This is a genomic window from Mycobacterium sp. 1245111.1 (genome assembly GCF_001673405.1).
Classification (GTDB): domain Bacteria; phylum Actinomycetota; class Actinomycetes; order Mycobacteriales; family Mycobacteriaceae; genus Mycobacterium.
The window spans coordinates 1-634 of sequence record NZ_LZLV01000151.1 but is presented as its reverse complement, the minus strand read 5'-3'; the positions used below and the strand labels follow the sequence as shown (position 1 = coordinate 634).

Sequence of the window (634 nt, the reverse complement as noted above, 5' to 3'; positions counted from 1 at the left end):
ATGCCGGCGAGGGCGTTGAAGATCGACCGCACCGACCAGCACAGCGGGATGTCGAAGCAGTGCTTCTCCCAGTAGAAGTAGCTGCGGATCGGCCGCCAGGTGTCCTCGAAGTTGGCGACGTCGTCGCGCAATTCTTCGGTGACGGCCTGCATTTCGCGTGTCTCACCGATCATCTTGTGCGTGATGCCGGTGAGCTGCTGCATGAGGCCGTACATGTGCCTCATCCGGTTCATGGTGTCTTCGAGTTCGTCGGCCTGCTTGAGCATGTCGTCCATGCGGGCCTTCTGGAACTTCATCGTCTGCACCTGCCCGGCGTTCTGCATGCTGAGCTGGAACGGGATCGAGGTGTGCTCCATCGCCGTGCCCTCCGGGCGCGTAATCGATTGCACGCGTGAGACTCCGGGGACGCGGAAGATGCCCTTGGCCAGTTTGTCGAGTACCAGGAAGTCAGCGGGATCGCGCAAATCGTGGTCGGCCTCGACCATCATGACTTCCGGCATCAGCCGGGCCTGCGAGAAGTGGCGCTCCGCGGCGTCGTATCCCTTGTTCGCGGCGATGTTGTGCGGGATGTACAACCGGTCGTTGTAGCTGGTCTGGTAACCCGGCAGGGTCAGCAGACCAACCAGCGCGATCG

General features: G+C 62.0%; 1 pseudogene. It reads right to left on the bottom strand.

Annotation, left to right across the window (positions count from 1 at the left end):
* Positions 1–634, bottom strand: a pseudogene (locus A5658_RS28570) (MMPL family transporter); the annotation flags it as partial.